The sequence below is a fragment of the Rickettsia finnyi genome (genome assembly GCF_049668125.1).
Lineage (GTDB): Bacteria > Pseudomonadota > Alphaproteobacteria > Rickettsiales > Rickettsiaceae > Rickettsia > Rickettsia kotlanii.
In genome coordinates, this window is the sequence record NZ_CP187160.1 from 1,195,074 (window position 1) to 1,220,947 (window position 25,874).

The window sequence follows — 25,874 nt, forward strand, 5'->3', positions numbered from 1 at the left end:
CTAGATTACAAAACACCAACTAAATATATAAAATGATAATGAATAATGAAACTATTTTAGAATCTTATTCAAGCCAGAATAATATTATTAGATTTAGGGCACTTTCATGCCCTTTAGTAAAAATAATTTATTATACTTAAAATTATATAGGTTATTATAAGACAAAAACAAAATATTTACTATTTTGATAAAGATGACTAGGCTACCCTAAATTATAAACAATTTTGGATAACTGCTTTTGGTATTATAAATATATTTATTTAATTCTGAGGTTAACAGCATAGGCTTTTCCTTGCTTTTCTTCAAGATCAAAAATTACATCTTGTCCTTCTTCAAGACTATGTAAACCTGCTGCGTCTACGGCTGATTTGTGTACAAACACATCTTTACCGCCATTTTCCTGTTCAATAAATCCAAAATTCTTCGTAGAATTATACCACTTAACTTTACCTACTATATTTGTAGCCATAAAAACCTTTATTAGATAGAAATTACTTATTTGAACTTAACACACGCTTATAATAACTAAAACTTAAATTTTACTTTAAGCCTTACTTAAATATAAGAGCCGATAAAAATTCATTATGCAAAACTACCTTACCTTGCGGCATTTGTCAATAAACATGTCCATAATATGCAAGAGAAAGTATTACTTTCTGAAACTAATCTATTATATTATTACTATTTTGTCACTATTTAAGTTAATTATCTAATAAATTAATGAGTAAACTAACGATTTTAAAGGTGCTTAATAACTTTTTCATATCAGACTAATATATTAACGATAAAAGTACTTGCTTTTTGGTATTTTTTTTATTAATCTGTCCACTTAGCAAATAGCAACCTTAATATCCACAGCTGCCCGCGTGATGGAATGGTAGACATAACGGACTTAAAATCCGTGGAGCGTAAGCTCTTGCCGGTTCAAGTCCGGCCGCGGGTACCATTCACCATTTTTAGGCAAATTCACCAATATATCAAACGGCGAACACAGCATACATAAAATCAAACTTTTCAGGTTTCAATATCAAGTTCCCAAATATTAAATTTACTAAACGTCTTTTTTCGCTCACGCTGGAACTTTTAAATATCTTATAGGCACTTGAGGCTGTTGATATCAAGGAAACCTGTAGCGATAACCGAAATTAATGCGTAGCTGTGACCCTAATGTATTAATTCGCATCGCAACTAGATATTATGAGCGAGACTGATTTAGAGATTGCCGCAAAAAACTAACCACCAAGCCAATGCTATTTAATATGTTTGCGTTAGCTGAACATTTGCATAAGACAATTGTCGGAATCAAGCAAATGACAATAAACGAATAGCATCACTGCCTTGCTTATTTTAGACTAAAAAAATCTAGCAAACAGAATGATTGAAAAGGCAATAAGTAAAAGCTTTTCAGCGTTTTTACTTAATAATACATACGCTTTAATAAATGTTTATTATATTGTGCTTCAGAATTTGTAGGATCAAATTCAATTGCTTTATTATAAGACTCAAGAACTAAATTGTATTTACCTAGTAAATAGAAAAAGCCGTATTTTGAGTAAGATAGATTTATTAAATATATACCTCCCCCCTATAAATTACTTTTCTCACATGATAATTAAACGCTATCATTAATATATAAGCTAATTTTAAAGAGTGAAAAATATAAAGAAGAAGAAATTTTAACCTCTGAGTCTTGTATTGATGAAGAGGAAGAAAAGAAATTAAAAGGTCAAAATGCAAGGAAAGAGCTTAAGTTAATACTAATAACTCTTGGAATAGTTTTGACTAGTTTTTTAACTTTCTGTTATTTCTTTTTTAACTATATAGAAGAAAAAGCAGCAGAATATAAACTACAACAAGAAGCAGAAGCAAAAAAGTTAGATAAAGCTGAATGATGCAAGCTATAATATTTCAGCAATTCTCAAATAATCTTGAGGGGTAAGATTTTCAGCGCGATAATTATCATTGATTTTCAACTGAGTTAATACTTCATGTATATTAGGTACAAGATTTTTCAGTGATGATTTAATCATTTTCCGTCGTCCTGCAAAAGCAAGCTTTGTTATTTGCTCAACTTTATTTATCAGAGCAATAGACGGCGGATTTTCTAAAGGTATTAGTTTAACTATCGCAGAATATACTTTAGGAGGTGGATAGAAAGCAGTTGGCGCTACGTCAAAGTACTTTTCCACTTTAGCTATTAGCTGACATATTACCGATAATCTGCCATATGCTTTAGTCGAGGGCATAGCACAAATACGTTCTACTACTTCCTTTTGTAACATTAGCGTCATACTAGTAATTAGCCGCGCTTCTTTCAGCCATCTAATCACTAACTCAGTACCTATATGATACGGTAAATTAGAGATTATAGTTACTTTATAGTCAATTGATTTGGACTCGCCTATATCGTTACTCGTCACTCTCCTATTAGCTATAGGCTTCGCTTCTAGCTGCTTGTATGCAAATCCAACTGAATTGACTATATCATAGCTTAAATCGGTTAAATTTATTTTAAGAGCATCTTGTTTAATAATATTTAGATTAGGATAATATTCTTTAATCTCATTAAGGAGCGGGAGGCATCTCTCATCTGTTTCTATAACAGTTAAGGATTCAGGATTTTTCTGCAATATTGACCTAGTTAATCCTCCTGTGCCGGGCCCTATTTCTAATACTCGGCTATTTTCTGCCAGGTTACTTGCACGTACGATTTTATCACATAGACTACTGTCAAAAATAAAATTTTGTCCGTGCTTTTTAAGAGGATTAACTTGATGTAAAGCTGCGTGTTTTGCAATTGAAGGGAGCATAGGGTATGTCATTCCAGCGTAGGCGGGAATCCAGTAAAACATATAAAAACTTGTTTTTATATGTTTGTTTTTATCAAATATAATTCTGTATTAATAATCAAGGTTATTTTTCTGGATTCCCGCTTTCGCGGGAATTACATAGAATAACACACACTAAGACGGCAGCATTATTTTTATAGCTGCTTTCTTACGCATATTTTCAAACATTTTTTGTGCTTTTTGCGAAATCTTTTTATTGGTTAGGAAATTTACTACATAATTATTTTCATCTTCATTAACATTTAAGATTTTTTTGCTGCACACTAATGTTATTTCAAATTTGTTATTTACTTTAAAAACATTACTTGCTTTATCAGGAGTTAAGTCCTTTACAATAGTTTGTTTTACGCCTTCTATCTTGCTAAGCTTATCGGTAATAATTTGCATAGTAGCAAAATTATCATAAAGCGATTTTTTAACATCCGCACATTTTTTTAGTCGATTTTTCAAATTATTCATCTGCGTAAACGCTTTATTGCCACCATCTTTAGATGTAAATACTTGCATTAAAATTTCTACGTCTTTTTGATCGCTAGATAAAATTGCGACATCTATTTCTTTATTACTTACTTGTACCGATCTTGATAGACTTGATAAAATATTCATTTTAATCAACTCAGATTTAATTTGGGAAATAAAACTATCAGGATTAACCGATCTGCTTTTTAGATACTGAAGAAGAGAACCGTGAGGCATTTTATTACGATCTTCAATAAACTTAATAGCGTTATCTATCTCTTCTTGCGGGATTTCTCTATCTCCTGCATATTGAAAAAGCAAAGATTCGTCAATTAAGCTCTTGAGTGCTAAGTCACTCAGCTGCTTATCTTGAGCAGGCGTTAGACTTTCAACATTATTTAGTACCATAATCATTTTTTTTCTAGCACGAAACTCATTAAGAGTAACAGGTTCATCATTTACGGATGCTACTATACTCGGTAATGATGCTTGTGCTACATTAAAAGTAAAAAAAACGGTAATGATTAATAATAATTTTCTCATGTGATACTCTGAATAAGTGACCAGTAAGTAAACGAAGTTTTATTTGGAAAAGAGCAATGAGTCTATAGATCAAGGAGCGGAGCGTACATTTAGTACGTGAGCACCACAGAACTTATAAAACGACGTAGCCAATTTTTCAAATAAAACGAGTATACTCACATGTTTAAAACTTTTAAACCGATAGAAATAGTCGGCGAAGAGGTAGTCTTTTGGATTCCTCTACTTCCATCGGCTAGATAATCGGAATAAATCTTTGCAGTAATTCTAACACAATCTTTAGCATATGTCATCCTAATAGTTCGAGTCAGTAAATTTGAAGATCGTCTAGAGAGATCAATGCATGCACCAAAGCCTATAGTCCAATTTCCCGCTAGCTGATAATTTATGTCTCCATAAAATTGTCGTACTCTATTATTTGAAACCTTCATACTTTCTACGGAATAATATTTGTTAAGCTTGATAAGCTGAATAAAACTACCTAGAAAGTTAATCTTATCATAGTTAAATTTTCCTCCCACTTCATCTCTAATAGGTCTGAAATATCTATCTTTCCGAAAGCTATAAAACACTTCTAAATTATTAGAAATATTACCTAGTATCTGCCCTACATTTTCCGTATCATCAGCCGGCAAATCTATACTATATCTTGTATTACGGGAGTGTCCTAAAAATAATTTTAAATAATTTTCTTCTTTAGCAATACTAGTATTTAAGCCGTAACTTAATCTATTACCGAAATCATGGCAATCAATACCACTATAACGGTTGGATAAAAAGATATTTTTTTCGGATAATTCATATTTAGCAGGATCAATTATAACAAATTTTTTATCTTTCTTAGATAGTTTACGTCCCATAGTAAAAGAAACTACCGGCTCAATAAGTAAATTTATCGTTTTTGTTATATTGCCTACTAATGGATAACGCCATAAAGTTTGCAATTCCGGTATATTCCTGTGAAATGATTTACTTTCTCTCGGCTTATCTACATAAGCCCGTCTAGCAAGATAAAAATCGCCTCTATCTTTAGCAGCAAAATCAAAAATTTGTCCTGAAGCAGTCAGCACATTATGCATAAAGGATAGTTGCAAAGAGGTTCTAGCAACTTGTTTTCCTATTCTTTCTTTGTACATTAACGTATTATTTTCAACAACGATATGGCTGTTGTCATTATCATTCAAATTTATCACGTTTTTTGTATTGATTTTTGGTAATACTAGAGGATCGGTATATTTACGATCATTACTACCTAAGCCTTGAAAACTTAATCCTTCCGCCGAAAAATAATCAGCCTCATGAATTTTATTTAAGAATATTTTAGAAGTTAAATATGAAGCGTAGTTATTATAATAATTTTTTAAATAAGCTTTATCCGATGTACGCTCCACCCTGAAACCGTAATCATAAACTTTATCGGTACTAATAAAATTACCGCTTGCTATATAATGATAAGAAGAAACTTTTTTATTTTTCACTACACTTCCGTCTTTTTCTAAAAAATACGGTAATTTACCGTAACTAACTTGAAAATTCATATTATCGTTATCATTCAGGCGATAACGTGCTTCTAGCTCATAAGTTTGATATTTACTAAAAATTCTTGGAGTGAGAGTAAAATCCATATTAGGTTTTGCACGTAGATATAGGGGGATGCCAAACCCTTTATTTTTGAAGTCAGGTACCAATAATCCGGAATTTGCAGGGGCCGTAGGAGTCGGATGGAAAAAATACGGTAAGTAAAAAATCGGTACACCGTATACTTCAAAAAACACGTTTTTATAAACTACTCTATGCTCTGCGGAATGAATATAAGCATCCTTAGCAGCAATTTGCCAAATAGGGTTTCTATTACACGTGACATCACAAGGGGTAAACTCAGCATGGTGCAGCTTAAGATTATTTTCATCGATTCTTTTGGCAAGTTTAGCAATTAAAAGATTATTATCACCGGAAAGCAAAATGAATCCCGATATGATACCTTTCTTAAATTCATCTTTTAAAACCGCTTTGTCTCCCTCTATTATCCGATTTTGTTTATCCTTAATTCGCATATTACCTTCTACCCATAAAATATCGTTTTCTATATCATAAAGTAAATTATCTGCCGTTAATAAATACTCATCTGTGATAATTCTTATATTACCTTTAGCATATATCAAATCCTGATTTTCATTATACTCTACGAAGTCAGCTATAATATTGCTTATTTTAATATTTTGACCATTCTTAGAAAGAGCGGCAAAACTTACCAAAGAAAATATTATGATAATAAGCAAACATATTATTCGCAGTAGCATTTATATTAATAAATATATTTTAATAGTAAAAAATAATAGCAAGCTATTAGCAATATATCAAATAATAAAAAATTTTGCTTGCTCTTTTGTAGTGCAAGGTTATTCTATGGAGATGATAACCGTCATTGCAAGGAGATGCATAGCATCGACGTGGCAATCTCATGAAAAGTAGGATAAACTCCTAAGATTGCTTCGTCAAAACTTATAGTTTCTCCTCGTAATGACGAATAATGTGTTACCCTCAACGCAAAAAAAACAAGTACTAATAAAATGCTAGACAATTTCACTGCGCATCAAGCAACCAAAGAGTTTTCAGTTAGTGAGATTTCTAATAAAATCAAAGAGCTATTAGAAAATAATTTTGGCTATATTAAGGTAAAAGGCGAAATTTCAGGCTTAAAAATAGCAAGCTCAGGTCATGCTTATTTTAACTTAAAAGAAAATACCGCCATTTTAGCCTGTACTTGCTGGCGTCCTATTCTTGCTAAAATCAAATTTCCTTTAAATGACGGCATGGAAGTAGTAATTAGCGGTAAACTCTCAAGTTATGCAGGTAATTCACGTTATCAATTATCGGTAGATAATTTGCAACCCACAGGGCTTGGAGCTATGCTGCAAATTCTAAATGAGCGTAAAGCAAGGCTCGAGAAAGAAGGCTTATTTAATAAAATACGTATTCCTATACCCTTTTTACCTGATAAAATAGGCGTTATCACTTCAATAACCGGTGCTGTTATTAAAGATATTATTCATCGTATTCGCGAACGTTTTCCGACTCGGATAATAATATGGCCGGTTAGCGTACAAGGCGAAAATTCCAGCAATGAAATTGCTGAAGCAATTGAAGGATTTAACAATTTAGAAGCGGTAAATAAACCACGTGTTATAATTGTTGCTAGAGGGGGCGGTTCTATAGAAGATCTTTGGTCATTTAACGATGAGATATTAGTACGTGCTGCTTATAACTCAAAAATTCCTATTATTTCCGCAGTAGGTCATGAAGTGGATTATACTTTAATAGATTTAGCAGCCGATAAAAGAGCTCCAACACCGACTGCTGCCGCAGAATTTGCCGTACCGGTACGATCTATTTTAAATAATACGCTACAATCTTATGAAAAAATATTATTGAATAATACTAGCCGGTTAATTAAATATCACGAACAAAATATAGTCAATTACAATAAAATACACAGATATCTTTCTCACTATATAAATAATAGGCAGCAATTACTGGACGAAACCGGTTTTAATTTACTAGATGCTTTACCGTGCTTTATTGAACTACAAGAAACAAAGATTAAATCTTTTTCTAAAGAAAGAGTTAACCCTGCTAAAATAATCAATTACAAAACATTAGAATTAACACATCAAACAGCTTATCTATCAAAATCGACAAATAATACTTTGAAAAACTTTGAGTATAAATTAGAATTAAATAGTACGTTACTTGCAAGCCTTGATTATCACAACGTATTAAAACGAGGTTTTGCTATAGTTAAAGGAGAAACGGGTAATTTTTTATCTTCTAAAATTACTGCTGCGAATGAAAAAATTTTTAATATTAAATTTTCTGACGGTGAAATTAAAGTAGTTCGTGATTAAAGGCTTTGGTTTTTATCGTCATTGCGAGCAGCCGTAGGCTGTGTGGCAATCTCATGAAATAATGATAAGCTCCTGACTGAGATTGCTTCGTCGCATTACTGCGTAATTCTTCTCGCAATGACGACTCGGATGTCCACGCAACAATACCTCCTCGCAATGACGATAAAATATTGCTACGGGATAACATTTTAATTCTAAAAAATACAGACCATGAAAATTTTAAAGCTTTTTATTTTTATACTTCTCATTTCTAAAAATGTGTATGCCTTAAGCATAGGCACGAACGAACAACAAGTAATTTTAGAATGCGAAGGAACAGCTGATAAAACAACTTTGATAAATACATGGTATGTAAATGAGCCTTATCAATACTTAATTGCTGCTTCAAACGGTCATACTACCGTTCCCGGTATGGATATAGAATTAATTAACACTATTGCTGCAAAAATAGGTATCAATATTGAGTACAATCAAGATAGCTGGTATCAAGATCAATTAGATATTCAAAGCAGCAATGCCGACATGACAGCAGGAGCTACTTATACTACTGAGAGGAGTTGCAATGGTTATTATTCACAAAATTGAGCCTCTAAGTTTTTTGGGCCCGTTTTTTGCTTTCACTACAGCTAATTGCAGTGCAATATTACGAGATTTTATTATAAAAGAAAATTCAATTAAGAGGATACCAAGAGGAGTTAGTATTGAAATCACTGTATTATGGGGTATAGCTTTTAGCGTATTATTAGATATGTACAGTAGTAATCCAAATTATCATACAATAAAATATTCAATGAGTATAGTAATTTCCGGAGCATTTATTACTAGTCTCTTAGTTTATCATTTTGGTTTTCTTGAGTGGCGATCCCGGAATGACAAATTAGAAGATATAGAAAAACAAACATGAAGATAGCTACTTGGAATATTAATTCCATAAAAACAAGACTTAATTTATTGCGTAATTTTTTATTTAAAGAAAATCCGGATATTGTATTATTGCAAGAAATAAAATGCGAAACCGCAAAATTTCCTTTTGATGCATTATCCGATCTACCTTATAATTCTTATGTTCACGGACAAAAATCATATAACGGAGTTGCTATAATTTCAAAATTTCCTGCCGATGAAATAATTAAGGATTTTCCGAATAATAACTGCAGTGATCAAACAAGATTCTTAGAAATAAAATTATCATTACCTATAGGGTTTTGTAATATAATCTCGCTCTATGCTCCTAACGGTTCATTTGTCGGTAGCGATAAATTTGTAGCAAAACTAGCATTTTATGATAATTTTATCAATTATCTATCAACTAAAAAATCTTTTGACGAAAAAACTATCATAGGCGGTGATTTCAATATTGCACCGTTCGATATAGACGTATATTCACCTAAGCTACTGGCTGAAACCACTTGTTTTACTGAGGTTGAACAAAAAAAATTACGCACTATTCTAAATTCCGGATTTGAGGATTTGTACAGATTAATGCATCCGAGTAAACAAGAATTTTCATGGTGGGATTATAGAGCCGGATGTTTTGAACAAAATAAAGGTATGAGGATTGATATGATTCTTGGTTGTAATAATACTATTGACTATTTAGAAAATTGCTATATGGATTATAATTTAAGGACTCAAGAAAAACCTTCAGATCATATACCGGTAATTGCGAGTTTTAAGGGATAGTCAATGTGGAATGTTGCTATCTTAGGATGCCGTATGTCATTCCTGCGTAGGCGGGGATTCCAAAAAATAGCTTTAATATTGATATATGAGTTACATAATTTGATAAAATAACCATATAAAAACAAGTTTTTATATGATTTTAATGGATTCCCGCCTACGCAGGAATGATATAGACCACTTTTTAAAAATAAATATATGTCTTCAAAATTCATGACATTTTACGAAAAATATATGACGATTGTCGGTACAATCGGCAATTTTATGTTTTATGTACAGGCTCATAAGATTTTCACCTGCCAATCTTCAGCTTCTGTTTCTATGCCCGCCTTTACTATAAGTGCTATTGCTCTTTGTAGTTGGCTTATATACGGCATATTAATAAAAAATACACCTATTATAATAGCAAATATAGTAGGTTTTATCGGGGCATTATTAGTTCTCTTAACCATAATAATATATTAATAATGACTAAGAAAATCATTACTTTAGTTGGTCGTCCGAATGTAGGCAAATCAACGCTTTTCAATAGATTAAGCATACGTAACAAAGCTATTGTTCACGATTTGCCAGGCGTCACTAGAGATAGAAAATATACAGACGGCAAAATCGGCTCTTTTGAATTTTTGTTAATTGATACCCCAGGACTTGATGAGAATCCTAATAGTATGGGGGAGAGGTTAATGGAGCAGACTACTAAAGCAATTTTAGAGGCAGATTTAATTTGCTTTATGGTTGACGGTAGAAGCGGAATATTACCTGATGATAAGCTACTTAGTAGTTTTGTTAGAAAATATAATAAGCCTGCTATATTGGTAGTTAATAAATGCGAGAAAGCTTTTGATTTTGATAAAGAATACTACAAATTAGGGTTTGATAGTATGATAACTATCTCTGCCGAGCATGGCACAGGCTTAATTGATTTATATGACGAAATTATTGCCAAGTTACCTGAAACAGAATCAATCGAGACAAATATAGCCGATCCAATTCAAGGAGATTGTTTGCAGATAGTAGTTAGTGGCAGACCTAACGCTGGAAAATCTACTTTTATAAACGCTCTTATTAATGATGAAAGATTATTAACCGGTCCTGAAGCCGGCATTACTCGTGAATCAATTGAAATTGATTGGCAATATAAAAATAATCATATTAAATTGATTGATACGGCAGGACTCCGCAAGAAATCTACTATTACAGAGTCTTTAGAAAAATTATCGGCATCGGATACTATTAACAGTATTAAATTTGCTAATACCGTAATCTTAATGATTGATGCTTTAGCTCCTTTAAAACAGCAAGATTTAAATATTGCAAGCCATGTGGTAAATGAAGGAAGAAGTATAGTTATAGTAGTGAATAAATGGGATTTAGTTAAAGAATCCGAAAAAGAAGCATTTCAGGAAGAATTTTATTATCAGATAAATACTCATCTACCTCAGGCTAAAGGTATCCCCGTTCTATTCATTTCAGCAATAAATAAACAAAATACTGAACAAGTGCTAGATGCTTGTCTTAAAATTTATAAAATTTGGAATAAGAAAATAACTACTAGCAAATTAAATGAATGGCTTAATTTTACTACGGGAGCACATCCGCTGCCTTTACAAAAAGGCGGCAGAAGAGTGCGTGTAAAATATATGACTCAAACCAAAACCCGCCCCCCTACTTTCAAGCTATTCTCTAATAATCCGGAAAAAATTACCGATAGCTATACTAGGTATTTAGTAAACAATATGCGTGAGGCTTTTGACATGCCGGGCGTTCCTATTAGATTCATTTACGCAAAAACTAAAAACCCGTATGTGTAGTTTAAAATTAATTAATAACAGTTTAGTTATTAGCACCGAAAAATCTAAACTAGATATATTACTAGATAATATTACTGATTACATCATGAATTATTAAGTAATGATAAGATTAAAGGTAATGAAATATGGTAACTTATATACTTTAACCAAGCTGTAAATTAGATAAGTTCGCTATTCCAACTACACTTATTTTTTCTGTTTTTTTTATATGTATTATTCCCGGCGGTAACAATATGTAAATGTTCTAACTGCAAATCGGCAAGAACGGTATGCATTGATTTAGTAATACTAGGAGCATCAGCATTTTTTACTTCAAAGCCGTATTTCTTACAATAATTAATAAATCTAATTCTACTCCTGTTTGCGTTCGCCAAAAAAAATACTCTGCATCCATTTTAAATTTACGTATTAACTCCTCTATTACAAACCCTTCAAATGAAAGACCGCGTTTTGGGTGAACATACCAATCATGTCCGTGAATCCCTAATAATGCATGTAGTATTCCGCTATCTCGTATATAGACTTTCGGTGCTTTCACTTGACGTTTTGAGATATTTTCATACCAAGGTTTTAATAACCGAATCATAAAAGTTTGCTCTAATATTTCAGTATAACGTTTGATAGTTATATCCGTTAAACCGAGCGACCTTTCAAGCTCACTATAATTTAATAATTGCCTATGATTATGAGCAAGCATCATCCATAACTGCCTCATTACATGTGCATTAAGAGACATTCCTAAACTAGGCAAATCACGCTCGATAAAACTAGTGATGTAGCTATTACGCCATCTAAGACTTTGGACATAATTTTTTGCTAAATATGATTTAGGAAAACCACCTCTTAACCATAACTCCCTAAAATCATTTATCTCTATTAAATTGAACGGAGTAAGCTCCATATATTCAATACGGCCGGCTAATGATTCTGAAGATTGTCGCAATCATTCTCCAGAAGCACTACCTAATATTAAAAATTTTTTGTTTGAATAGTCAGCAAGAACTCTTAAATAAGGGAAAATTTCAGGTTGTCTTTGAATTTCATCAATTACTATTAAACCGTTTAAAGGCTCAAGAGTTGTTTTAAGATTCTTAAATTGATCTAAGTGAGCTGTGGATCCTCAAGGTCAAAAAAATAGCTCTTTTCATCTTCTTTAAGCTGTTTAATATAAGCGTGCGCTAAAGTAGTTTTACCACATTGCCTTGGACCAAGAATGGCACAAATAGGGAATATCTCAAGGGCACCTGTGATATGTGTTAAATAATAATGTCTTTCTATCATCCTTGTAATTTCATAATGACACTTTGAATTTACAATATAATTTTAATCAAATAATAGCAAGATGTTTCTAGCTCCTGTGCACTTTTGATTAATGATTATAATTAGATCTTTTTAAGCGAAAATTAATAAGATTTTTGAAGGAATAGTTATGCATATTGCAAAAAAATTTGATAATTTCCAGCTAAAAAGAGCCATAATTATGATTATTCTATTAAAAGTGCACAGGACTTAGGCTCCTCTACCGGATTTTCCTATCTCTCTTTGTCTTTCTTCTAATACCTTACTTGTATGCGGTCCTACCACTTCTTTATCTTTACTAAATTTACTTTTTTCTAAATTAACTATAGTTTCTGCTACTACTCCTAGCACTTTTGGATCTGATAATAATTTTAACGCCAGCAATATAATTTTACCGTATTCATGTTTGCTAAATTTATCGGCAATTTGAATTAATTCAGGTGCATGTTTACCGGCTATCTTTACTAATTTTTCACCGTCTAATTTTAGACCCTTAGTATTTTATTTCAAAACTCATCTACAACCGGTCCTAAACTACTTGCATGTTTTGTTAATAGTTCAGAAGGGTCTTTTTCAATTATTTTGCTTATTTCCGGATTATGGTTTTTAATTTGTATCAAAGGACTAATCAATTCCTTTACCTCTTTTATATCTTTTCTTCTTTTCATTTCTCTTCCTTTGGAAGTAGCTTAATTAACTGAAATTTTTGTATTATATCAGCAACTTTATCGCTATCGGAAAGAGCGAGGCTTGCAAGTTTAGTAATTGACGGCAGAGCATCTTTTAAAAAAGGCGTAGATGCATCTAATGCCTTATGTATAAACTCCAGATCTTTCCCTTGCGATTCTATTCTTTCCATTACTTTAGGATGTTTTAAAACATCTAATATGTCCTATTTATTACTATCTAAATATCACGGTAATTCTTTTTCTAAAACAGGAGATAAATTATCAATAATTTTTTTGGCATTTGCAACTCACTCTACTATTTGAGGTTTTTTGCCTTTTAATAACTCTTTTTTAGTTTCAGTATCTAACCCTTCCATATTTAGGTTAATTTTAGTCCAACGCTGATTTTCTTTAAGCTGACTACAAGCTTTTATAACTAAAGGAGTACTTTCAATTAATTTTTCGCTAGAATTTACAAGTAGTGCTACTGTATTTGCAATTAATTCAAGTTTAGCGATTTTTTGTGCTTTATTATTTATTATATTTTCCGTAATTTGAACTAACCCCTTTTGATTACCAGGATTTTTTTAAAATTGTACTAAATTGTGATTTAAGAAGGGGCTCTACTTTGTCTGAAGTAATAATGTCATGTATATTTTTATAGCACCTTGAGATGACGCGTTTTTTGTTTAATATTCTTATATATTTCTTGTACTTTTGGGTTTAAATCGCTTTCTAGTGCTTTAGATATTAAATCTACTCCTAGTGTAGATAATTCTCTGATAAATTTAGGACTTATTTTGTCTAATACATTTATTTTTTCTGTTTCGGAAGTTTGAAAGTTTTTGGTTATTTTGCTAAGCCTCTTATTTAAAATAGGCGTGAGAAGATATGGGATAACTTTAGACTGTAAAAGAGTTTCTTTTGAACTATTGGATATAGTTTCGGAATGTAAAACAGAAGCACATTTTTTTATAAGCGATGCTGCATCTGCTATCATCTTGCAACCAACTTCAATAGAACCTACACTAGTGGTAGCACTTCTCGCTTTTCTGAGGTTATTAAGCTCCAATGCAAGATCAGGTAAAACTTGAGGAGCCTCCCAGGTAAACTGCAATGCACTAGGAACATCCCCGACTGCTTGGATAACACTTTGTATTATACCTAAATTATCTTTATTAAGATCTAGATATCGTTTATTTAACTCATCATATTTTTTGTTACCTGTTTCAGCTCCAAGAGCTAAATATCCAACTTAAACCCACGAAAGGTTTTTATATTCTTCATCAAGCTGTTGCCTTATATTATCAATGGATTCCTGCTCTTGCTCTTGGCTTTTAGACATTTAAATACCTTTATATAATTTAAAGGTTTATAAAATTTTACTTTTTCATTTTTGTTAATTTTAAAAATCATGGTTATCTTGCAATGGTTTTTTACTATAATTTTTCATTTACAGGCAAATCCATACTAACCTCTCCACACAATAAAACGATATTCTCCATTACCTGAGGATCTATATCCGGGTTGTTATACTCTTTATTTTTCTGAATCCAGTTGTAATAGTAAGGGGCAGGCCATAATTCCATGATTTTCGGTAAAGATTTTTGCTGTATAGTACCGACATTATACTCGCGTTTTAAAACTTCAGCCGGCATTTATTTACCCTACATCACCGATAAAATATATTTCTGAGAAATACAAAATCGATTTAATATTATTATCGGGATCTATATGGATTTACGTTGTACATCATTAAGCAATTTCGCTACTATAAGTGGTTTATCAAAATGCTTTTCTATACTTACTAAAGCTATATTTTCTAAGTTTTCGGGGCATTGAACAATTTTATCTAAAGCCGTTAATTTTTCAAACTCTTCCTCTCCTATTTTTTCTTTTAGGTCTCTTTTATATTTTTGTTCTTTATCTGAAGGAAATACTAATTTATCATTTTTACAATCAACCAAAAAGGAATAGTAATAGGATATTTAATAAACAAATCTTTTAGTTTCATAATAATAAATTTCTTAATATACAAGGCTATAATATTAATAATTTTTATATGTCAAATAATATTTTCTAGGCTATCTAGGTCATGCTTTACCAATCGTAACAACTTCGCTTCAGGGCTTAGATTTTTCACAGCCCATTTTTTAATCCAAGGTTCAGCGAGCTGCCACATATTAACATTACCATCTAACTGTCTGCCTATCCCTTCCACCATTATTAAAGTCTTTTGCAATAGCAATAACTCCGGTTGTACTTCCATACCGAAATCTTCCGTGATTTTAAATAAATGTGCAAGCAGCTTACCTATGGAAACATTTTTTATGGGCATCCCTACTATAGGCTCGGTAACTGCTCTACAACTTTGAGCAAATAAATCTAAATCGGTATTTGATGGGATGTAGCCGGCTTTTAAATGTACTTTAGCAACTAATTTATAATCACGCCTTAAAAAGCCAAATAGACTTTCAGCAACGGCTAAACGATCCTTTTCTTTAAGTCTGCCCATAATACCGAAATCAAGTAAAATTATCTTACCTTGCTTATTCACTAAAATATTCCCTGCATGTAAATCAGCATGAAAAAATCCGTCTCTATAGGCTTGATTGAAAAACATTACGGCAAAATCCTGAGATATTTTTGCTGGTTCTAACCCCATTTCCCTTAGTAGCAAAGTATCATATATAGAAGTGCCGTCTAACCACTCGGTGGTTAGTATATTTTCTGATGTTAAATCCCAATATATTTTAGGGATTATCACGTTAATATCATTTCGCATATTATCCGTAAGCTCAGAAGCTGCTGCCGCCTCTAAACGTAAATCGAGCTCAAATTTCATAGTTTCATGAAATTTATCGACTACTTTAATCGGTTTTAGCCTTTTTGCTTTCGGAAATTTTGAGATAATTTTTGCAAGAAAATATAGCAGCTTAATATCTCTGTTATATTTTTTATGAATACCCGGACGCAAAATTTTTACCGCAACATATTCACCGGTTATCAGTTGTGCTTTATGTACCTGCGAAATTGATGCGGCAGCGATGGGGGTATCGTCGAGGTGTAAGAAAGGGAGGATGTCATGGCCCACAGTCGTAGACTGCGTGGCAATCTTTTGTTTGCTTGCTGAGATTGCTTCATCGACATAAATGTCTCCTCGCAATGACGTTATCAACCTTCTAGCCACCCCACCATCAAATGGAGGTAGCTTATCTTGCAGTAATCTTAAATAACCTGCTATCTCTGCTCCTACTAAATCGGCTCTTGTCGAAAGAGTTTGTCCGAATTTTATATAAATAGGTCCAAGATCACTTAAACAATCTATTAAGCGTTTGCCATAATCTTCCCGTGATTTTTTTATTAACGAGACCGGAGCAAAAAATAAGGCTAATATATAACCGATAAACCTGAAATATTTAGGGCTGCTTGAATCAATTAAGATTTGTTTTTTACTGATGATACGAAAAATACGTATTAAATTAAAAAAATTACTTATCATCTATTATATACTCCGAAGTAAAATAAAGAGTAGTATACGAAGATCAACTTTAAAAAGAGCAAGGAGTTCACAAGTCGATGAGCGGAGCGTATACTTAATACGTGAGTACCGCAGATCTTGTAGAACGACGTAGCCAATTTTTGAAGCTCATTGAGTATACGCACTGTGGATAGCAACTATTCCACCACTTAGATTTTTATAACCGACTTCCTCAAAACCGGCGTCTTTAATCATTATTCTAAACTCATCTTGTGAGGGGAATAAATCTATACTTTCGGCCAAATATTCATATGCCTCTTTATTACCCGCTATCATTTGACCAATACTCGGTATAATATTAAATGAGTAAAATTTATAGAAATCTTTTATGTACCCTTCCTTTACTTTTGAAAACTCAAGACATATAAACTTGCCCATTGGCTTTAAAACCCTACATGCTTCCTTTAAAGCCTTATTTATATCAGGTACGTTTCTAATACCGAATGCTATAGTATAATAATCAAAACTATCATCCGGAAACGGTAGTTCTTCAGCACTTGCTACAGTAAATTTAAGATTTTGAAATAAATTCAGATCTATTGCTTTTTTCTTAGCTTGCTTTAACATTTCTTCATTAATATCACTTAAAGTTAAAGAGATATTATTAACTCTATCTCTTGCTTTTTTAGCAAGTTTTAAAGCAATATCACCACTACCGCTAGCAACATCTAATATATGAGAGTTAAGATTTGGAATTTGCCTAATAAATTCATCTTTCCATAAGCGATGTAATCCCAAACTCATTAAGTCATTCATTAAATCATACTTATCAGCGACATTAGAAAAAACGTTATTTACTAAACCTTGTTTTTTAGTGTAGTCTACTTTTTTAAAGCCAAAATTTGTTTGGTTCATAGTTCTTTATTATAAATATTAGTATCAAATGCCGGAACTTCCTGAAGTAGAAACTCTTAAAAACTCTCTAAAAGATAAGCTAATCGGGCTTATTATAGAAAATGTAGAGTTAAAAAGAGATAATTTACGTTATAAGCTATCCCCGCTTTTAGCTACAGAAATCTTAAATACTAATATACTGGATGTTAGGCGTCGTGCAAAATATTTAATTATAGATTTTAATAATGATTATTCTTTAATAGTTCATCTAGGCATGAGCGGTAGATTTACTCTGCAATCTGCTAATTATAAAACTCAAAAACACGATCATGTGATTTTTGATTTAAGTAACGGCGAAAAGTTAATTTTCAACGATACTAGACGATTCGGTATGATTTATAGTTTTAAGACTGATCTCTTAGAAAAAGAATTTTTTAATGATTTAGGCATAGAGCCTTTTTCTGATTTATTGACGTTAGACTACCTAAAAGATAAGCTACAAACTAAAAAAATACCAATAAAACACTTGATTATGGATAATAGAGTTATAGTCGGAGTCGGTAATATCTATGCTTCCGAAAGTCTTCATTTAGCTAGAATTTATCCGGATAAATCAGGTAGCGATTTAAGGGATGATGAAATAGAAAATTTAATTAAATCGATTAGAGATGTGTTAACTAAAGCTATAACTGCCGGCGGTACTACTCTTAAAGATTTTGTAAACGGCGATAACAAACCTGGTTATTTTACTCAGCAACTTATGGTTTACGGTAGAGAGGGACAAAGTTGTTTAATCTGCTCTAGCACTATTATCAAGACAAAGCATTCAAGCAGAAGTACTTTTTATTGTAAAACTTGCCAATATAGTTAATTCACTTGGCATATTTTGAAAACTATTTATAATAGCTCTTTATTATTTATTCAATTAAAGTAGACTCCTTGCATAACCTATCTTATAAAGAGGAGTTTGAAGGAGACATGAAACGCAGCACCGCAGCGTACAAAAAGGGACATGAGGATGTGAGTATTGGATCGACGTATATCGCAGATATTTCAAAAGTTGGGAGTCAAATAAATAAGTGGTGAGCCTTGCACAGCGTATCAAAATACGTGAGCACAGGCAAATCTCGAAATTTAACGTACCAAATCTTGAAGTATCAAAGCAAAGGTATACAAATTACCTTTAGAAGGAGGTTATGCAAGAAGTCTAATAAAGCCGGTGATTATGGCAGGAGGTAACGGTAAACAACTATGGCCTTTGTCATCTAAGGATAAACCGAAACAGTTTAAAAAAAATATTGAGTGATCTAACTGTACTTCAGCAAACATTAAACCGAAATAAATTTTTAGGACAACCTACTATTATTACTTCCAAAAAATATGAATCAATCACTAAAGAACAAGCAGCAGAAATAGATGTAGAAATAGCATTAATTACCGAGCCTTTACAAAAAAATACTGCCGTTTGTGCCATTATTACGGTATTATCGGCTAAAGCACAAGGATTTGATATTGTAGTGTTACTACCTTCAGACCATCATATAGCGGATTATATAAATTATCTTAATACTATAAATAAAGCTTTACATTATATTAATGAATTCAGCATTTGCACTATAGGTATTCCTATAAATGTTATAAGTGCCGAGTATGGCTAACACAGGATTATCAATTGCAGAAAATGTTTATAGTTGATCATTTCATTGAAAAACCTATATTAGAGCAAGCAAACATTTTCAAAGTAATGAATATTTATTCAGGAATTTGTGTATACGATGTTATATTCTTGCTAAAACTTACGAAATAATTAATCGTAACCCCCAAAATGAATATAACTCTATGTTATTAACATTGATTGGAAGTAAATTAGGCAATACAGAATGTACACAGCTTGTTTATTCATATCCTATAAAATATACAAACTTTGAATCTACTGTTAACAATTTTATTCAAGACTATATACTTTTGATGATGCTATATTATCAGCTGCTTACTCCGATACTTTAAATACTTCAATGTTAGGAGACTCAAATTATAATAATATGTATAACCTTGGTTGAACACCGCTAATATTCAAGGCTATTGACATAGCGTTATTGCTTATATATCCTATTTTTATGAGTTTAAACCTCATCATTCAAATATAGCTAATCTTATAAACTTCAAAAATCTGTAAGTTATAGGAACAACTTAGTAATAAAGCGGTTCATTTTAGTTGAGTTACAACATGGAAAATACTACAGAAGAACAAACAATAATATCTGAAGTCAAAAATAATGAAGACATAGATGAAGAAGAGAAAAGATTAAAAGTAGAAGATTCACGAAAGCAACTTAAAGCAATACTAATAACATTTGGTATTATTTTGACCAGTTTTTTAACTTTTACTTATTTCTTTTTTAATTACATCGAAGAAAAAGCGGAAGAATACAAACAACAGCAACAACAAGAAATTCAAAAAACTAATAAGCGTTGAACATTACCACACTTCTCCTTTAATTATGATCATGTTGTATGGCTGCGATATCATCCCAGGAAGGCATTGTTGCGTGGATACCACCCCGTCATTGCGAGTGACTGAAAGGAGCATGACAATCCAGAAAAAATAACAAAAAAATGCAGCGTCAATTGCGATGCAATTTCCTCGCAATGACGGAAAAAACAATCCACGCAGGCAATGTCCGCTCGTAATGACTATTTTTATACCGCCTTAAGTTTAGATTGCTTGAAATTAGTTTTATCAAAATCATAGATAAAATCTTTGATAATAGGCACTTTAAACTGTTTAAATTTACTTCCGCTAAATACCCCGTAATGCCCTGCCCCTTTTTGTAAATGGTATCTTTGCATTGATTCAGGTATATTTGAACAAAGTTTTAAAGCAGCTTTTGTTTGCCCTACCGCTGCAATATCATCTAATTCCCATTCAATACCGAGTAAAGCACATTTAGTTAATATGTTTTAAATCGATCGGACGCTTCTCAGAAACTAATTTACCTCTTGCTAACGACAATTGTTAGAATACTTCATCTATAGTTTGTAAGTAAAACTCTGCCAACATATCCATACCTGCTAAATACTCATCATACAATTTAATAGTATGATCGGCTTTTTTATAGTCAGAATTTAATAAACTTTGCCATAATTCTAAATGTGAATCTATATGACGCAATAAGTTTAAACTCATAAAGCCGACAAGTTGGAGGAAGCCGGGATATACTTTTCTACCATGTCCGGGATAGTTTAGCGGCACCTGCATTGTAACCATTTGGCAGAACCATTCTAAACTTTTACTTTGAGCGAATTCATTAACTGCCGTGGGATTTTTTCTAGCATCTATAGGGCCGCCCATCAAAATCATCGAACTCAGCACATTTGGACTATTACTCTCCGACATTAAGCTAAAATGGCGGCAAGCAGTGGAACAGTAGGTTGGCAAACTGCCATAGTGTGAACATTCGGTCCTATAAAATTGATAAACTCCATTACGTAATCAATATAATCATCCATATCAAAATGCCCTGCTTCAAGCGGCACATAACTGGCTTCCGTCCAATCTGTAATATAAATATCGGTATACGGTAATAATTCTTGTACTGTTGTTATTCTAAGTAAAGTAGCGTGATGTCCTGCTATGGGTGCTACTATTAATAATTGAGGTAATTCTTTTTTAAAACCTATTTTCTGAAAATGCCTTAGTTCACAAAAAGACTTTTTTAGTATAACTTTTTCATTAATGTTATAGGTTTTATCATCAATAATTGTTTCAAGGATATTAAATTTGGGTTTTTCATATTTTCTAGTCATGCGTTCACAAAGCGTTAAATAAGCATGCATAATTCTTGCAAAACCGTTATCTTCTAATGACTCATGTTCATATGCTTCTTTTAGAATTTTTATACCTAAATGCATTGGAGCAATTTGTGCTCTAAGCCCCTCTAACATATAATATATAATATGTATAATTAGTACTTAAATCACAGTTAATCATAATTTATCCACAAATTTAAAAATAATTAATATAAATTTAGTTTTAAAAATTCTCAGTACATTAATTTTAGGATTCACGGCTTAAATTTTTATAAATGTGTGATAATAATATATAAATATGTTTATTTTTTCTTCTTATTTTGCTTAGAAATTTTATTTACGTGGTCATTAATATTAAACCAAGTACTATCATTTACTTTCTGTTTTTTATAGAATGTATCAATATTATTTATATAATTTTCAAAATCTTTATTCTCTTCTGCTAACCTATTAGCCATATTCCAATCTGTTTCCGGTCTTTCTCTAGCAGGGATTGATATTTTACTATCTTCAGGATTTTCTATATCTACTAAAATAAATCCTATACCATGCCTAGTATCATTTTATCTATTTTCAATTAAGTCAGCAGCAACTAAATAACCATAATGTGCCCATGAGGAATTTGATAAAGGCTGAAAAAAAGATTCTCGTAAATTACTACGATTGATAATTTTTTTTGCTTCAAAAGACCAAAGCCTTGCTTGTTTTCCTGCATAATATTTAGCACAATCTTTAATTAGTGAACTCCACTTTTCATTAAGCACTTCCATACCTACCCAATCTGGGGTAACCATTTATTATTACCTTTAGTTCCTTGTTTATTTGAAGAAAAATTATGCTTAATAGGCATATTATGAATCTTCAATTTGTTTTGAAGATATAATGCAAGTGCATCACATACTTACACTGCGGTTATTTTATATTCTTTATTCGCATTTATTTTAGGTTCTGTGGCTTGTTCATTATTGACATAGTAATCAGGGTTTTGTGAATAATAAAACTTTAGATTAGGTTTTAGCTCTATTCTAATATTAGGTTCTTGTCTGCGTTCAGCAGAAAGCTTACACTACTGCTAATTTTACCTGCATCAATTCCTATAATCTCCTTATCTTTTTTCTTCTTGAGTCTTTGCTTCTAACAATCTCTTATTTGTACTTGCATTTGCTTTGAGTCTTGCTTCGTCAATGTAATGATGGTATTTTTGCGATTAAACTCCATATCAAATATACTAATAATTGAAATGCTATAAAATATACATATTATTTTAAAAATTTCAACTTTAAATTAGCAAACTTGATGTTTTTATAAAGTATTATTTATATATTTTTCAAATTTAGAAAATAATGTTTTGAAGTTATGAGTAGTAACATTTGCTACTTCTTTTGATGTTATATTTTTGAGTTCGGCAACTTTGTCAGCGACATACCTAACAAATGCCGGTTCGTTTTGTTTGCCTCGCATAGGCGTAGGAGCTAAGTAAGGAGTGTCGGTTTCTATTAATAACCTATCAAGCGGTATATATTTGACTATTTCTTGTAAATCAGTAGCATTCTTGAAAGTTATAATCCCTGACATTGAAATATATAAACCGATATCTAGCATTTTTGCCGCTAGATTTTTTGAAGAGGTAAAGCAATGTATTAAACCTGGAAATTTGCTGTTACGCATTTCTGAGGTTAAAATGTCAATAGTATCTTCGTCTGCTTCTCTTGTATGAACAATAACAGGCAGGCGTGTACTAGACGCAGCATGTATATGTGCTACAAACGAATCTTTTTGTAATTTTTGATCGTAAGGCTGATGATAATAATCAAGCCCCGTTTCACCGATTCCGATAATTTTCGGATGCTGGGCTAGCATAATAATTGCCTCAGCATCTGAGTTCGGAAAGACGTAGTCTTGACGTAGCAATCTTGTCCAAGCTTCCTGAGATTGCCACAGCACTTGCAGTGCTTCGCAATGACTAATAAAAGAATTCACTTCACACGGGTGCACCCCAACACTCGCAAAAACATTTTCATATTTTTCAGCTATCTCTAAAATAATAGGTAAGTCTTCAATTTTAGTGCAGATAGTTTGCATATACTGCACATTATTTTCTAATGCTCTTTGAATGACAGAATCTAAAAACACTGCGTCATACCATGGTTTGACTACGGTATCTAGAAAACAACTAATATTAGTTGTTTTAATACCCTCACTAGAGCCCGCGATCGCATCGCGGGATGACAAGTTACTACGTAAATTAAGATGACAATGTGAATCTATTAACATATTATGCTCTTAGTAGGTGTGTCATACTGCGGTCTCGCCACGGTATGACACACTATTCAAATTTTGGAAATATTATGGTAGGTTCTAAAATATTGCTACCCGCTGCTAAAGTATAATCACGTATTAAATGCTTAAATAGACGTTCTTCTTTATTTACCCCTAACTGATCAAGCATTTTATTTGCTGAACTCGGTATAAAAGGCAGAAGCATTATCGCAATATAGCGTAAAACTTCTAGTAAAGCGTATAACACTTCTAACGTTTTATCTGGATCGATTTTTTTCAAATGCCAGGGTGCTTCGCTATCAATATAGATATTTGCCTCTTCGGCCAAATTAATAATATTTTCAAGAACTTTATTAATCTCTGTTTTTTCCATCAATAAAATATTCTGCTCGACAAATTTACTTGCGGTTTTTAAAATCGGTAGCTCATATATTTTATCTATAACATCTTGCGTAAGCAAAGGCACTCTGGCGTCATTATTCTTATAAACAAAAGATGTAGTACGCTGTAATAAATTACCTATTTTGTTTGACAACTCGCTATTAATACGGGTAATTAAATTACTACGAGCAAAATTGCCGTCCGCACCAAAATTTACTTCACGCATCAGAAAATACCTAACTTGATCAACACCGAATTCATCAATTAACTTAATCGGATCAATGGTATTACCAAGAGATTTAGAGATTTTCTGCCCCTCATTCGTCCACCAGCCATGAGCCACAATTGTTTTCGGCAGCGGGACTTCTGCAGCCATTAAGAAAGCAGGCCAATAGACGGCATGAAAACGCAAGATATCTTTACCGACTACATGTAAATCAGCCGGCCAAAACTTACCATAATTACTTTGTTCGTCAGGATAACCAAGTGCTGAAATATAATTAGCCAGTGCATCAAGCCAAACATAAATTACATGTTTTTCATTGTTTGGCACTTTTATTCCCCAGTTAAAAGTAGTACGTGATACCGATAAATCTTTTAAACCCGATTTAACAAAGCTAATTACTTCGTTACGCCTTGATATAGGTCTGATAAAATCAGGGTTTGCTTCATAAAACTCAAGCAATTTATCCTGCCATTTTGAAAGATTAAAGAAATAGCTAGGCTCTTTAACCCATTCAACTGGAGTACCCGTCGGTGCTAAACCGTCACTCGTAAGTTCCGACTCATCAAAAAAAGCCTCATCTCTCACTGCATACCACCCTTCGTAAAAACCTTCATAAATAGTGCCGTCATTTAGTAATTTCTGCCAAAAAACAGCTACAGCTTCTTTATGCCTGTGTTCCGTTGTTCTAATAAAATCATCATTGGAAATATGCATAGCAGTCATCAGATGACGAAAACTCTCGGATGTTTGATCGGTAAATTTTTGTGGGTCAATATTTTTATTAATAGCTGCTTTTTCTACTTTCTGCCCATGTTCGTCAGTACCTGTTAAAAACATTACATCGAAACCTCGCATTCGCATGAAACGAGCAATTACGTCACTTGCAACACTAGTATAAGCATGACCGATATGGGGGACATCGTTAACGTAATATATAGGGGTAGTAATGTAGTAAGTATTGTTCATAAATGCTTTTTTATTAACTCATGTACTTCAAGTGGACTTAAATCTGAAGCTTTAATTGTTTTTATTCTCTCAGGGAATCTATTACTTAATTCTTTAAAGCAATCATAGATTTTTTTATAAAAATCTAGACCTCTTATGTCAAATTTATTGCTCATATTTCGTGAATTGACTCTCTTAATAGCAGTATCCAGCTCTACGTCAATAAAAAACGTAATATCCGGCATAAGAGAAGGCATTAAAGTTTTGTGCAGATTATAAACTAAATCTATGCCGTTTTCTAGCTCTAATCCTTGATAACATGCAGTGGAGTCAATAAACCTATCACATATTACAATATGTCCCTCTTGTAGCGCTGGTATAATGTTCCGTGCCATATGATCATAACGTGCTGCCATAGCTTGTAATAGCTCGGACATGGGTAGTAATTCTTCATGTACTAGAATTTCACGCATTTTTTCGGCTACAATAGTACCACCGACTTCACGAGTTAAAATAACGGGAGTATTTTGAGATTGTAAATATTCATAGAGCATTTGAGATTGAGTAGATTTGCCTATCCCTTCCCCTCCCTCAAATGTAATAAACTTTCCTTGTTTCAAATTATTCATTCATTATAATGACTTTA

Annotated in this window: 31 protein-coding genes, 1 tRNA gene and 2 pseudogenes; 14 read left to right on the forward strand and 20 right to left on the reverse strand. The window is 32.3% G+C overall.

Annotated features, from left to right (window positions below):
- Nucleotides 1-256 precede the first annotated feature (256 nt).
- Complete coding sequence (locus tag ACPKKV_RS06710) at nt 257-469, reverse strand: cold-shock protein (RefSeq protein ID WP_008579233.1); 213 nt, start codon at nt 467-469, stop codon at nt 257-259.
- A 391-nt stretch (nt 470-860) separates the two neighbouring features.
- Here ACPKKV_RS06710 and ACPKKV_RS06715 point away from each other — a divergent pair.
- Nucleotides 861-946, forward strand: a tRNA-Leu gene (locus ACPKKV_RS06715).
- Between the two features lie 471 nt (nt 947-1,417).
- On the opposite strand, the gene ACPKKV_RS06720 is transcribed toward ACPKKV_RS06715, so the two are convergent.
- The gene (locus ACPKKV_RS06720; protein ID WP_392506884.1) at nt 1,418-1,576 is read right to left on the reverse strand and encodes a tetratricopeptide repeat protein; all 159 of its coding nucleotides are present in this window, start codon (nt 1,574-1,576) and stop codon (nt 1,418-1,420) included.
- 64 nt (nt 1,577-1,640) lie between these two features.
- On the opposite strand from ACPKKV_RS06720, the gene ACPKKV_RS06725 reads away from it, so the two are divergent.
- Nucleotides 1,641-1,892: an RP671a family tick cell line-upregulated protein gene (locus tag ACPKKV_RS06725; RefSeq protein ID WP_392506886.1), complete on the forward strand. Its 252-nt coding sequence runs from the start codon at nt 1,641-1,643 to the stop codon at nt 1,890-1,892.
- Between the two features lie 6 nt (nt 1,893-1,898).
- On the opposite strand, the gene rsmA is transcribed toward ACPKKV_RS06725, so the two are convergent.
- The 3 genes from rsmA to ACPKKV_RS06740 form a co-directional block, all read right to left on the reverse strand.
- On the reverse strand, nt 1,899-2,810 hold the full coding sequence (gene rsmA / locus ACPKKV_RS06730; protein ID WP_392506808.1) for a 16S rRNA (adenine(1518)-N(6)/adenine(1519)-N(6))-dimethyltransferase RsmA: 912 nt from the start codon (nt 2,808-2,810) through the stop codon (nt 1,899-1,901).
- 153 nt (nt 2,811-2,963) lie between these two features.
- A complete protein-coding gene (locus tag ACPKKV_RS06735; protein WP_392506809.1) occupies nt 2,964-3,851 on the reverse strand; it encodes a SurA N-terminal domain-containing protein in 888 nt (295 codons plus the stop codon).
- Nucleotides 3,852-4,006: 155 nt separating this feature from the next.
- The gene (locus ACPKKV_RS06740) at nt 4,007-6,148 is read right to left on the reverse strand and encodes an LPS-assembly protein LptD (RefSeq protein ID WP_392506811.1); all 2,142 of its coding nucleotides are present in this window, start codon (nt 6,146-6,148) and stop codon (nt 4,007-4,009) included.
- Between ACPKKV_RS06740 and ACPKKV_RS06745 the strand changes: the two genes are divergently transcribed.
- The 7 genes from ACPKKV_RS06745 (at nt 6,114) to der (ending at nt 11,244) form a co-directional block, all read left to right on the forward strand.
- Nucleotides 6,114-6,320, forward strand: coding sequence for a hypothetical protein (locus ACPKKV_RS06745; protein ID WP_392506812.1), 207 nt, complete (start codon nt 6,114-6,116; stop codon nt 6,318-6,320). The two genes, ACPKKV_RS06740 and ACPKKV_RS06745, sit on opposite strands and share 35 nt — an antisense overlap.
- Before the next feature lie 98 nt (nt 6,321-6,418).
- Nucleotides 6,419-7,753, forward strand: a complete 1,335-nt coding sequence (xseA, locus tag ACPKKV_RS06750) for an exodeoxyribonuclease VII large subunit (RefSeq protein WP_392506813.1) — start codon at nt 6,419-6,421, stop codon at nt 7,751-7,753.
- Between the two features lie 210 nt (nt 7,754-7,963).
- Complete coding sequence (locus tag ACPKKV_RS06755; RefSeq protein ID WP_392506814.1) at nt 7,964-8,338, forward strand: transporter substrate-binding domain-containing protein; 375 nt, start codon at nt 7,964-7,966, stop codon at nt 8,336-8,338.
- Nucleotides 8,316-8,657, forward strand: coding sequence for a hypothetical protein (locus tag ACPKKV_RS06760; RefSeq protein WP_392506815.1), 342 nt, complete (start codon nt 8,316-8,318; stop codon nt 8,655-8,657). The genes ACPKKV_RS06755 and ACPKKV_RS06760 overlap by 23 nt, the downstream gene beginning before the upstream one ends.
- Nucleotides 8,654-9,436 (forward strand): exodeoxyribonuclease III, encoded by a 783-nt coding sequence (gene xth, locus ACPKKV_RS06765; RefSeq protein ID WP_392506816.1) that lies wholly within the window; start codon nt 8,654-8,656, stop codon nt 9,434-9,436. The genes ACPKKV_RS06760 and xth overlap by 4 nt, the downstream gene beginning before the upstream one ends.
- Nucleotides 9,437-9,631: 195 nt before the next feature.
- On the forward strand, nt 9,632-9,898 hold the full coding sequence (locus ACPKKV_RS06770; RefSeq protein WP_392506817.1) for a SemiSWEET family transporter: 267 nt from the start codon (nt 9,632-9,634) through the stop codon (nt 9,896-9,898).
- Between the two features lie 2 nt (nt 9,899-9,900).
- Nucleotides 9,901-11,244: a ribosome biogenesis GTPase Der gene (gene der / locus ACPKKV_RS06775; RefSeq protein WP_392506818.1), complete on the forward strand. Its 1,344-nt coding sequence runs from the start codon at nt 9,901-9,903 to the stop codon at nt 11,242-11,244.
- 142 nt (nt 11,245-11,386) lie between these two features.
- On the opposite strand, the pseudogene ACPKKV_RS06780 reads toward der, so the two are convergent.
- The 9 genes and pseudogenes from ACPKKV_RS06780 to ubiE form a co-directional block, all read right to left on the reverse strand.
- Nucleotides 11,387-12,525 (reverse strand): annotated as a pseudogene (locus ACPKKV_RS06780) (ATP-binding protein).
- Nucleotides 12,526-12,753: 228 nt separating this feature from the next.
- Nucleotides 12,754-12,927 (reverse strand): hypothetical protein, encoded by a 174-nt coding sequence (locus ACPKKV_RS06785; protein WP_392506819.1) that lies wholly within the window; start codon nt 12,925-12,927, stop codon nt 12,754-12,756.
- Nucleotides 12,928-13,049: 122 nt separating this feature from the next.
- A complete protein-coding gene (locus ACPKKV_RS06790; protein WP_392506820.1) occupies nt 13,050-13,211 on the reverse strand; it encodes a hypothetical protein in 162 nt (53 codons plus the stop codon).
- Nucleotides 13,208-13,402: a hypothetical protein gene (locus ACPKKV_RS06795; protein WP_392506821.1), complete on the reverse strand. Its 195-nt coding sequence runs from the start codon at nt 13,400-13,402 to the stop codon at nt 13,208-13,210. Before ACPKKV_RS06795 ends, ACPKKV_RS06790 begins: the two co-directional genes overlap by 4 nt.
- A 467-nt stretch (nt 13,403-13,869) precedes the next feature.
- Nucleotides 13,870-14,328, reverse strand: coding sequence for a hypothetical protein (locus ACPKKV_RS06800; RefSeq protein WP_392506822.1), 459 nt, complete (start codon nt 14,326-14,328; stop codon nt 13,870-13,872).
- Between the two features lie 322 nt (nt 14,329-14,650).
- On the reverse strand, nt 14,651-14,869 hold the full coding sequence (locus tag ACPKKV_RS06805; protein ID WP_392506823.1) for a hypothetical protein: 219 nt from the start codon (nt 14,867-14,869) through the stop codon (nt 14,651-14,653).
- Between the two features lie 72 nt (nt 14,870-14,941).
- Nucleotides 14,942-15,178, reverse strand: a complete 237-nt coding sequence (locus tag ACPKKV_RS06810; RefSeq protein WP_392506824.1) for a hypothetical protein — start codon at nt 15,176-15,178, stop codon at nt 14,942-14,944.
- Between the two features lie 98 nt (nt 15,179-15,276).
- Nucleotides 15,277-16,713, reverse strand: a complete 1,437-nt coding sequence (gene ubiB, locus ACPKKV_RS06815) for a 2-polyprenylphenol 6-hydroxylase (protein ID WP_392506825.1) — start codon at nt 16,711-16,713, stop codon at nt 15,277-15,279.
- A 147-nt stretch (nt 16,714-16,860) separates the two neighbouring features.
- Complete coding sequence (gene ubiE / locus ACPKKV_RS06820) at nt 16,861-17,607, reverse strand: bifunctional demethylmenaquinone methyltransferase/2-methoxy-6-polyprenyl-1,4-benzoquinol methylase UbiE (RefSeq protein ID WP_392506827.1); 747 nt, start codon at nt 17,605-17,607, stop codon at nt 16,861-16,863.
- Between the two features lie 28 nt (nt 17,608-17,635).
- Here ubiE and mutM point away from each other — a divergent pair, with 28 nt between their 5' ends.
- From mutM to ACPKKV_RS06845, 5 genes are all read left to right on the forward strand, one after another.
- Nucleotides 17,636-18,457, forward strand: a complete 822-nt coding sequence (mutM, locus tag ACPKKV_RS06825; RefSeq protein WP_392506828.1) for a bifunctional DNA-formamidopyrimidine glycosylase/DNA-(apurinic or apyrimidinic site) lyase — start codon at nt 17,636-17,638, stop codon at nt 18,455-18,457.
- Between the two features lie 68 nt (nt 18,458-18,525).
- Nucleotides 18,526-18,672, forward strand: a complete 147-nt coding sequence (locus ACPKKV_RS06830; RefSeq protein ID WP_392506829.1) for a palindromic element RPE1 domain-containing protein — start codon at nt 18,526-18,528, stop codon at nt 18,670-18,672.
- Nucleotides 18,673-18,811: 139 nt separating this feature from the next.
- The gene (locus tag ACPKKV_RS06835; protein WP_392506888.1) at nt 18,812-18,892 is read left to right on the forward strand and encodes a sugar phosphate nucleotidyltransferase; all 81 of its coding nucleotides are present in this window, start codon (nt 18,812-18,814) and stop codon (nt 18,890-18,892) included.
- On the forward strand, nt 18,885-19,244 hold the full coding sequence (locus ACPKKV_RS06840; RefSeq protein WP_392506830.1) for a sugar phosphate nucleotidyltransferase: 360 nt from the start codon (nt 18,885-18,887) through the stop codon (nt 19,242-19,244). The genes ACPKKV_RS06835 and ACPKKV_RS06840 overlap by 8 nt, the downstream gene beginning before the upstream one ends.
- 569 nt (nt 19,245-19,813) lie before the next feature.
- Nucleotides 19,814-20,062, forward strand: a complete 249-nt coding sequence (locus tag ACPKKV_RS06845) for an RP671a family tick cell line-upregulated protein (protein ID WP_392506831.1) — start codon at nt 19,814-19,816, stop codon at nt 20,060-20,062.
- Between the two features lie 224 nt (nt 20,063-20,286).
- Here the strand turns inward: ACPKKV_RS06845 and phaZ are convergent.
- The 6 genes and pseudogenes from phaZ to tmk form a co-directional block, all read right to left on the reverse strand.
- A pseudogene (phaZ, locus tag ACPKKV_RS06850) lies at nt 20,287-21,577 on the reverse strand (polyhydroxyalkanoate depolymerase).
- 121 nt (nt 21,578-21,698) lie between these two features.
- Nucleotides 21,699-21,854: a hypothetical protein gene (locus ACPKKV_RS06855; RefSeq protein ID WP_392506832.1), complete on the reverse strand. Its 156-nt coding sequence runs from the start codon at nt 21,852-21,854 to the stop codon at nt 21,699-21,701.
- A 105-nt stretch (nt 21,855-21,959) separates the two neighbouring features.
- A complete protein-coding gene (locus ACPKKV_RS06860) occupies nt 21,960-22,190 on the reverse strand; it encodes a hypothetical protein (RefSeq protein WP_392506834.1) in 231 nt (76 codons plus the stop codon).
- Nucleotides 22,191-22,698: 508 nt separating this feature from the next.
- Nucleotides 22,699-23,670 (reverse strand): TatD family hydrolase, encoded by a 972-nt coding sequence (locus ACPKKV_RS06865; RefSeq protein ID WP_392506835.1) that lies wholly within the window; start codon nt 23,668-23,670, stop codon nt 22,699-22,701.
- A 52-nt stretch (nt 23,671-23,722) separates the two neighbouring features.
- Nucleotides 23,723-25,249 carry a methionine--tRNA ligase gene (metG, locus tag ACPKKV_RS06870; RefSeq protein ID WP_392506836.1) on the reverse strand — a complete coding sequence of 509 codons (1,527 nt, stop codon included), beginning with the start codon at nt 25,247-25,249 and terminating at the stop codon, nt 23,723-23,725.
- A complete protein-coding gene (gene tmk / locus ACPKKV_RS06875; RefSeq protein ID WP_392505502.1) occupies nt 25,246-25,857 on the reverse strand; it encodes a dTMP kinase in 612 nt (203 codons plus the stop codon). Before tmk ends, metG begins: the two co-directional genes overlap by 4 nt.
- Between the last annotated feature and the right edge of the window lie 17 nt (nt 25,858-25,874).